A 6,313-nucleotide genomic window follows, 5' to 3' on the forward strand; every position below is an offset into this window, starting at 1 on the left:
GGCGTGGAACGTGCGGCGGTGCGCGAAAATACTTATACCCCGATGCGCGTCGACCGGTCTGAAGAGGAATTAGCTGGAATATCAGCCAGTTGAGACGCCTAATGGCAAACTGATGGTATTTCCTGCACAGCTTATCCACAGGCTCAGGCTACGCTGGAGGCGCTTTCCGTGCTGACTACCGGCGCCACGCCGCTGATCTGCTCCTGGGTCTGGGCCACCCATTTGAAGGCGCGCTCGTTGAGTTCGGCGATGGCGCGCGGGCCGGTGCCCTCGGCGTGCATCACCGGGCCGATCACCACCTGGATAGTGCCCGGGTACTTGGCCCAGCCCTGCTTCGGCCAGAACTCGCCGGCGTTGTGGGCGATGGGCAGTACCGGCAGGCCCGCGTTCACCGCCAGCGCGGTGCCGCCACGGGAGAACTTGCCGATCTGCCCCGGCGGGATGCGCGTGCCTTCGGGGAACACCAGTACCCAGGCGCCCTGCCGGATGCGCTCGTCGCCCTGCTTGGCCAGTTGCTTGAGCGCCGCCTTGGGGTTGCTGCGGTCGATGGCGATCGGTCGCAGCATGGCCATGGCCCAGCCGAAGAACGGTACGTAGAGCAGCTCGCGCTTGACCACCTGTGACAGCGGTTCGAAGAAGGCTGACAGGAAGAAGGTCTCCCAGGTGCTCTGGTGCTTGGCGAGAATCACGCAGGGCTGCGCGGGGACGTTTTCCAGGCCATGCACTTCGTAGCGGATGCCGACCACCACCTTGGCCAGCCAGGTAGCGCTGCGGCACCAGGCCTGGATGACGAAACGGTAGCGGGCGCGGAACGGCAGCAGCGGCGCGATGAACACGCAGAGGATGCACCAGAAGAAGGAGCTGGACGACAGCAGCAGGTAGAAGAAGAAGGTTCTGATGGCCTGCACTGTCGTCATGGGACTCGGGCTCTCCTAGAGCAGAAGCTGGTCGGCTATGGCCGCCAGATCATCGAATATCAGGGTTCCCGCTGGCAACGGCTTGGCCAGCGTGCGCTCGCCCTTGCCGGTTTTCACGAGAACGGGTTGGCAATTGACGGCCAGGGCGGCCTCGAGGTCACCGCCGCTGTCTCCGACGAACCACACGCCCGCCAGTTGCGTGCCGTAATGCGCCGCGATCTGCCGCAGCATGCCGGGCTTGGGCTTGCGACAGTCGCAGCCGTCGTCCGGGCCGTGCGGGCAATGCACGATCAGGCCGACCTCGCCGCCCCGCTCCGCCACCAGCTGGCGCAGGCGCGCATGCATGGCGTCCAGAGTGGCCGCGTCGTAGTAGCCGCGCGCCAGGCCGGACTGGTTGGTGGCCACGGCCACGGTCCAGCCGCCCTTGCTCAGGCGCGCGATGGCGTCGATGGAGCCCGGGATTGGAATCCACTCGTCGAGGGACTTGATGTAGGCGTCGGAGTCTTCGTTGATGACGCCGTCGCGGTCGAGGATCAGTAGCTTCATCGCTGTTTAAGCCTCGAGCCGTGAGCTTCAGCGCGTGAAGCCCACGGCTCTTCGCCTGCCGGGCGTCAGCCCAGCACCGAGATGTCGGCGACGCCGAGGAACAGGCCGCGCAGCTGGTTCAGCAGCGCGTAGCGGTTGGCCCGCACCGAGGCATCCTCGGCGTTGACCAGCACGGCCTCGAAGAAGGCATCCACCGGCTCGCGCAGAGCGGCCAGGCGCTCCAGCGCCACCCGGTAGCGACGCTCGGCGGCCAGCGGCTGCACGGCCTGGCTGGCCTGCTGGATGGCGGAGTACAGGCTGAACTCGGCCGGATTGTCGAAGTAGTGGGCTTCGGCGCTGGCGGCGACCTGGCCTTCGTACTTGCCGAGCAGGTTGGACACGCGCTTGTTGGCGGCGGCCAGGGCCCCGGCCTCCGGCAGCTGGCGGAACGCCTGCACGGCCTGCACCCGCTGGTCGAAGTCCAGCGGCGAGGCCGGCTTGAGGGCACGCACGGCCTGGTACACGGTCACCTCGACGCCCTCGTCCTCGTAGCGGGCGCGCAGGCGGTCGAAGACGAAGTCCAGCACCTGGGCGGCCAGGCCGTCGGCCTTGACCTTGTCGCCGTACAGGCCGATGGCGAAGGTCACGGTCTCGACCAGATCGAGGTCCAGCTGCTTCTCGATGAGGATGCGCAGCACGCCGAGGGCGGCGCGGCGCAGGGCATAGGGGTCCTTGGAGCCGGTCGGCAGCATGCCGATGCCGAAGATGCCGACCAGGGTGTCCAGCTTGTCGGCCACCGCCACGGCGGCGCCCGTCAGGGTGCCCGGCAGCTCGGCGCCGGCACCGCGCGGCATGTACTGCTCGTTCAGTGCCAGGGCCACGTCGTCGGCTTCGCCATCGTGCCTGGCGTAGTAGTAGCCGGCGATGCCCTGCATTTCCGGGAACTCGCCGACCATCTCGCTGGCCAGGTCGCACTTCGACAGGATACCGGCGCGGGCCGCGCGGCTGGCGTCGCCGCCGATGCGCTCGGCGATGAAGGCGGCCAGCTTCGATACCCGCTCGGCCTTGTCGAACACGCTGCCCAGCTGGGCCTGGAACACCACGTTGGCCAGGCGCTGGTTGCGGGTCTCCAGGGGCTGGCGCTTGTCCTGCTTGAAGAAGAATTCGGCGTCGGTGAGGCGCGGACGCACCACCTTCTCGTTGCCGGCGACGATCTGCGCCGGGTCCTTCGATTCGATGTTGGCCACGGTGATGAAGCGCGGTAGCAGCTTGCCGTTGCCGTCGAGCAGGCAGAAGTACTTCTGGTTGTCCTGCATGGTGGCGATCAGCGCTTCCTGTGGCACTTCGAGGAAGCGCTCTTCGAAGGAGCAGACCAGCGGCACCGGCCATTCGACCAGGGCGGTCACTTCATCGAGCAGCGCCGGTGGGACGATGGCCGTGCCGTTCTCGGCGCTGGCCAGCGTCTCGACGCGGCAGGCGATCTGCTGGCGGCGCTCGGCGAAGTCGGCGACCACATAGGCGCCGCGCAGGTCCTCGGCATAGCTCGCCGGGTTGCTGATAGGCACGTCGCGGTTGGCGTGGAAGCGATGGCCGCGGGAGGTGCGGCTGGCCTTCTGGGCGAGGATTTCGCAGTCGACGACCTGGTCGCCGAACAGCATCACCAGCCACTGGGTCGGACGGACGAACTCATCCTTGCGCGCGGCCCAGCGCATGCGCTTCGGAATCGGCAGCTCGCCCAGCGAGGCCTCGACGATGCCCGGCAGCAGGCCAACGGCCGGCTGGCCGGCGATGGACTGGCTGAACTTGAGTTTCGGGCCGCTGCGGTCGATCTGGCCCAGGTCGACGCCACACTTCTTGGCGAAGCCCAGGGCCGCCTGGGTCGGCTTGCCCTCGGCGTCGAAGGCGGCCTGCACGGGTGGGCCGTCGAGGTTGACGGTGCGGTCCGGCTGCTGCGCGGCGAGTTGCTCGACGAGCACCGCCAAGCGACGCGGGGCCGCATAGAAACGGGCGCTGGCATAGGCCAGGCCGGCATTCTTGAGGCCTTTCTCGATACCGGCGAGGAAGGCTTCGCCGAGGCTTTTCAGCGCTTTCGGGGGCAGCTCTTCGGTGCCCAGTTCAACCAGAAAATCCTGAGCGCTCATTATTCGGCCTCCTTCAGCTTCGCCAGCACTTCGTCACGCAGTTCGGGGGTGGCCATCGGGAAGCCGAGCTTGGCGCGGGCCAGCAGGTAGCTCTGGGCGATACTGCGCGCCAGGGTACGCACGCGCAGGATGTACTGCTGGCGAGCGGTCACCGAGATGGCGCGGCGGGCGTCGAGCAGGTTGAAGCTGTGCGAGGCCTTGATCACCATCTCGTAGGCCGGCAGCGGCAGCTGCAGCTCCATCAGGCGGTTGGCTTCGGACTCGTAGAAGTCGAACAGGTCGAACAGCTTGTCGACGTTGGCGTGCTCGAAGTTGAAGGTGGACTGTTCCACTTCGTTCTGGTGGAACACGTCGCCGTAGGTGACCTTGCCGAACGGGCCGTCGGAGTAGACCAGGTCATACACCGAGTCGACGCCTTGCAGGTACATGGCCAGGCGCTCCAGGCCGTAGGTGATCTCGCCGGTGACCGGGTAGCACTCGACGCCGCCGACCTGCTGGAAGTAGGTGAACTGGGTGACTTCCATACCGTTCAGCCAGACTTCCCAGCCCAAGCCCCAGGCGCCGAGGGTCGGCGATTCCCAGTTGTCCTCGACGAAGCGGATGTCGTGCACCAGGGTGTCGACGCCGATGCGGCGCAGCGACTCCAGGTACAGGTCCTGGATGTTCTCCGGGTTCGGCTTGAGCACCACCTGGAACTGGTAGTAGTGCTGCAGGCGGTTGGGGTTCTCGCCGTAGCGGCCGTCGGCCGGGCGGCGCGAGGGCTGCACGTAGGCGGCGTTCCAGGTTTCCGGGCCGATGGCGCGCAGGAACGTGGCGGTGTGGAAGGTGCCGGCACCCATTTCCATGTCGTAGGGCTGCAGGATCACGCAGCCCTGCTCGGCCCAGTAGCTCTGCAGGGCGAGGATCAGGCCTTGGAAGGTGCTCACGTCGGGCTTGGTTTGGCTCACGAATTTCACCGGTATCGAGGCTTAGGCGGAAAGCCGCGCAGTATACCCGAACGCATCCCGCCTGACCCAGCCGCGCCGGGTCTTGCCAGGGGCAAGCGGGCGAAGACCTGATACGGAGAAGGTCGTCAGGAAATCCCGTCATTCCCGCGCAGGCGGGAATCCAGATGCAGGCCACCGCGCCCCTGGGTCCCCGCCTTCGCGGGGACGACGGTGTTGGGGGGAGTGCAGCCCGCCGTTGCGCGCAGCGTGGCGAATCCGTTAATTTGAGAATAATTATCATCTTTAACGGTCCGCAGAGCCCCCATGAGCAGCGAGCGCACTTTCGAACGGGACGTAGAGCGCCTCTACCTCGACCATCATGGCTGGCTGAAGAACTGGCTGCGTCGGCGCCTGGGCGAGGCGGCGGATGCGGACGACCTGGCGCAGGACACCTTCGTCCGGGTCCTCCGCAGCCGCGCCGCGGTCCACGAGCTGCGCCAGCCGCTGGCCTACCTCGCCACCATCGCCAACAGCCTGCTGGTCAACCGCTGGCGCCGGCTGGCCGTCGAGCGGGCCTATGCCGAGGCGCTGGCGGCGCAGCCGGAAGCCGTGGAGCCGTCGCCGGAGGACCGGCTGCTGCTGATCGAGGCGCTGGTGGAGATCGACGAGCTGCTGCACGGCCTGTCGCCGCGGGTGCGGCAGATCTTCTTCCTGTCCCAGCTCGACGGCCTGACCTACCCGCAGATCGCCACCCGGCTCGGGCTCAGCGTCAACCAGGTGCAGAAGGCCATGGGCAAGGCCTTCGCCGCCTGCTACGCCAACCGCTACGAGTGACCGCCATGAGCGAAGCGCCCATCGCCCCCGCCATCCGCGACCAGGCCATCGCCTGGTTCACCCTGGCCCAGTCCGGCTGCCTCGGCGAGGCCGAGCGCCTGCAGCTGGAAAGCTGGCGCCGCGCCGACGGCGAGCACGAGCGGGCCTGGCAGCGCCTGGCGGGCATTCCCCAGGGCCTGCGGGCCAGGGCGGAGATGCTGCGCGACCCGGCGGCGCGGCGCGCGGCAGAGCAGACCCGCCCCATGGACCGGCGCCAGGCGCTGAAGGTGCTGGTCGGCGCCGGGCTGCTCGGTGCGCTGGCCTGGCAGGGGCACGACAGCCGCCTGCTGCAGGGCGCGCTGGCCGACCTCTCCACTGCCACCGGCGAGCGTCGCCACCAGCGCCTGGCCGACGGCAGCGAACTGTGGCTGAACACCGCCAGCGCGGTGGATGTGCGTTTCGATGCGGCCCAGCGCCTGCTGCGCCTGCGCCACGGCGAGCTGGAGCTGCTGACCGGTCAAGACCCGCGCCCCCTGGTGGTGCTGACCGCCGAGGCGCGGCTGCGCCCGCTCGGCACACGCTTCAGTGTGCGCCGCGACGACAGCGAGCGAGGCACCCTGCTGGGCGTCAGCCAGGGCCGGGTGGCGGTGGAGCCGCTGGACGGATCGCCCGGCCGGATCGTCGAGGCCGGCTGGCAGACCCGCATCGACGCCAGCGGAGTCGCCCCCGCCTGGCAGGCGGACGGGAGCGACACGGCCTGGATCGACGGCTTCATCGTCGCCGAACGCATGCGCCTGGGGGATTTCGTCGCCGAACTCTCGCGCCATCGCCCCGGTGTGCTGCGCTGCGACCCGGCCTGCGCCGACCTGCGCCTGACCGGCTCGTTCCCGCTGGACGATGGCGAACGCATCCTCGCCCTGCTGGAAAGCAGCCTGCCGGTGCGGGTGTCGCGACTGACGCCGTACTGGGTGACCATCCTGCCGCGGTAGTG

The 6,313-nt window shown here is 68.3% G+C and carries 6 protein-coding genes; 2 read left to right on the top strand and 4 right to left on the bottom strand.

What is annotated here, in order from left to right:
* Positions 1–143 precede the first annotated feature (143 nt).
* The 4 genes from N7640_RS14225 to glyQ all read right to left on the bottom strand — a co-directional run bounded on the left by N7640_RS14225 (position 144) and on the right by glyQ (position 4,530).
* Positions 144–917 carry a lysophospholipid acyltransferase family protein gene (locus tag N7640_RS14225; protein WP_220815824.1) on the bottom strand — a complete coding sequence of 258 codons (774 nt, stop codon included), beginning with the start codon at positions 915–917 and terminating at the stop codon, positions 144–146.
* Between the two features lie 15 nt (positions 918–932).
* Positions 933–1,463 (bottom strand): D-glycero-beta-D-manno-heptose 1,7-bisphosphate 7-phosphatase, encoded by a 531-nt coding sequence (gmhB, locus tag N7640_RS14230; protein ID WP_279904081.1) that lies wholly within the window; start codon positions 1,461–1,463, stop codon positions 933–935.
* Between the two features lie 65 nt (positions 1,464–1,528).
* Complete coding sequence (gene glyS, locus N7640_RS14235; RefSeq protein ID WP_279904082.1) at positions 1,529–3,583, bottom strand: glycine--tRNA ligase subunit beta; 2,055 nt, start codon at positions 3,581–3,583, stop codon at positions 1,529–1,531.
* Positions 3,583–4,530: a glycine--tRNA ligase subunit alpha gene (gene glyQ / locus N7640_RS14240; RefSeq protein ID WP_220815827.1), complete on the bottom strand. Its 948-nt coding sequence runs from the start codon at positions 4,528–4,530 to the stop codon at positions 3,583–3,585. Before glyQ ends, glyS begins: the two co-directional genes overlap by 1 nt.
* A 303-nt stretch (positions 4,531–4,833) precedes the next feature.
* On the opposite strand from glyQ, the gene N7640_RS14245 reads away from it, so the two are divergent.
* Together N7640_RS14245 and N7640_RS14250 are read left to right on the top strand one after the other, a co-directional pair.
* Entirely contained in the window at positions 4,834–5,343 is a 510-nt protein-coding gene (locus N7640_RS14245) for a sigma-70 family RNA polymerase sigma factor (RefSeq protein ID WP_220815828.1), read from the top strand.
* Between the two features lie 5 nt (positions 5,344–5,348).
* Entirely contained in the window at positions 5,349–6,311 is a 963-nt protein-coding gene (locus N7640_RS14250) for a FecR domain-containing protein (RefSeq protein WP_279904083.1), read from the top strand.
* Positions 6,312–6,313 lie beyond the last annotated feature (2 nt).

The organism is Pseudomonas sp. GD04015, assembly GCF_029837675.1.
Classification (GTDB): domain Bacteria; phylum Pseudomonadota; class Gammaproteobacteria; order Pseudomonadales; family Pseudomonadaceae; genus Aquipseudomonas; species Aquipseudomonas paralcaligenes.

What these genes read in the sequence shown, in the direction of transcription:
- N7640_RS14250 (WP_279904083.1), top strand. Translation starts at nt 5,349, where the DNA reads ATGAGCGAAGCGCCCATCGCCCCCGCCATCCGCGACCAGGCCATCGCC.
- N7640_RS14245 (WP_220815828.1), top strand. Translation starts at nt 4,834, where the DNA reads ATGAGCAGCGAGCGCACTTTCGAACGGGACGTAGAGCGCCTCTACCTC.
- gmhB (WP_279904081.1), bottom strand. Translation starts at nt 1,463, where the DNA reads ATGAAGCTACTGATCCTCGACCGCGACGGCGTCATCAACGAAGACTCC.
- glyS (WP_279904082.1), bottom strand. Translation starts at nt 3,583, where the DNA reads ATGAGCGCTCAGGATTTTCTGGTTGAACTGGGCACCGAAGAGCTGCCC.
- N7640_RS14225 (WP_220815824.1), bottom strand. Translation starts at nt 917, where the DNA reads ATGACGACAGTGCAGGCCATCAGAACCTTCTTCTTCTACCTGCTGCTG.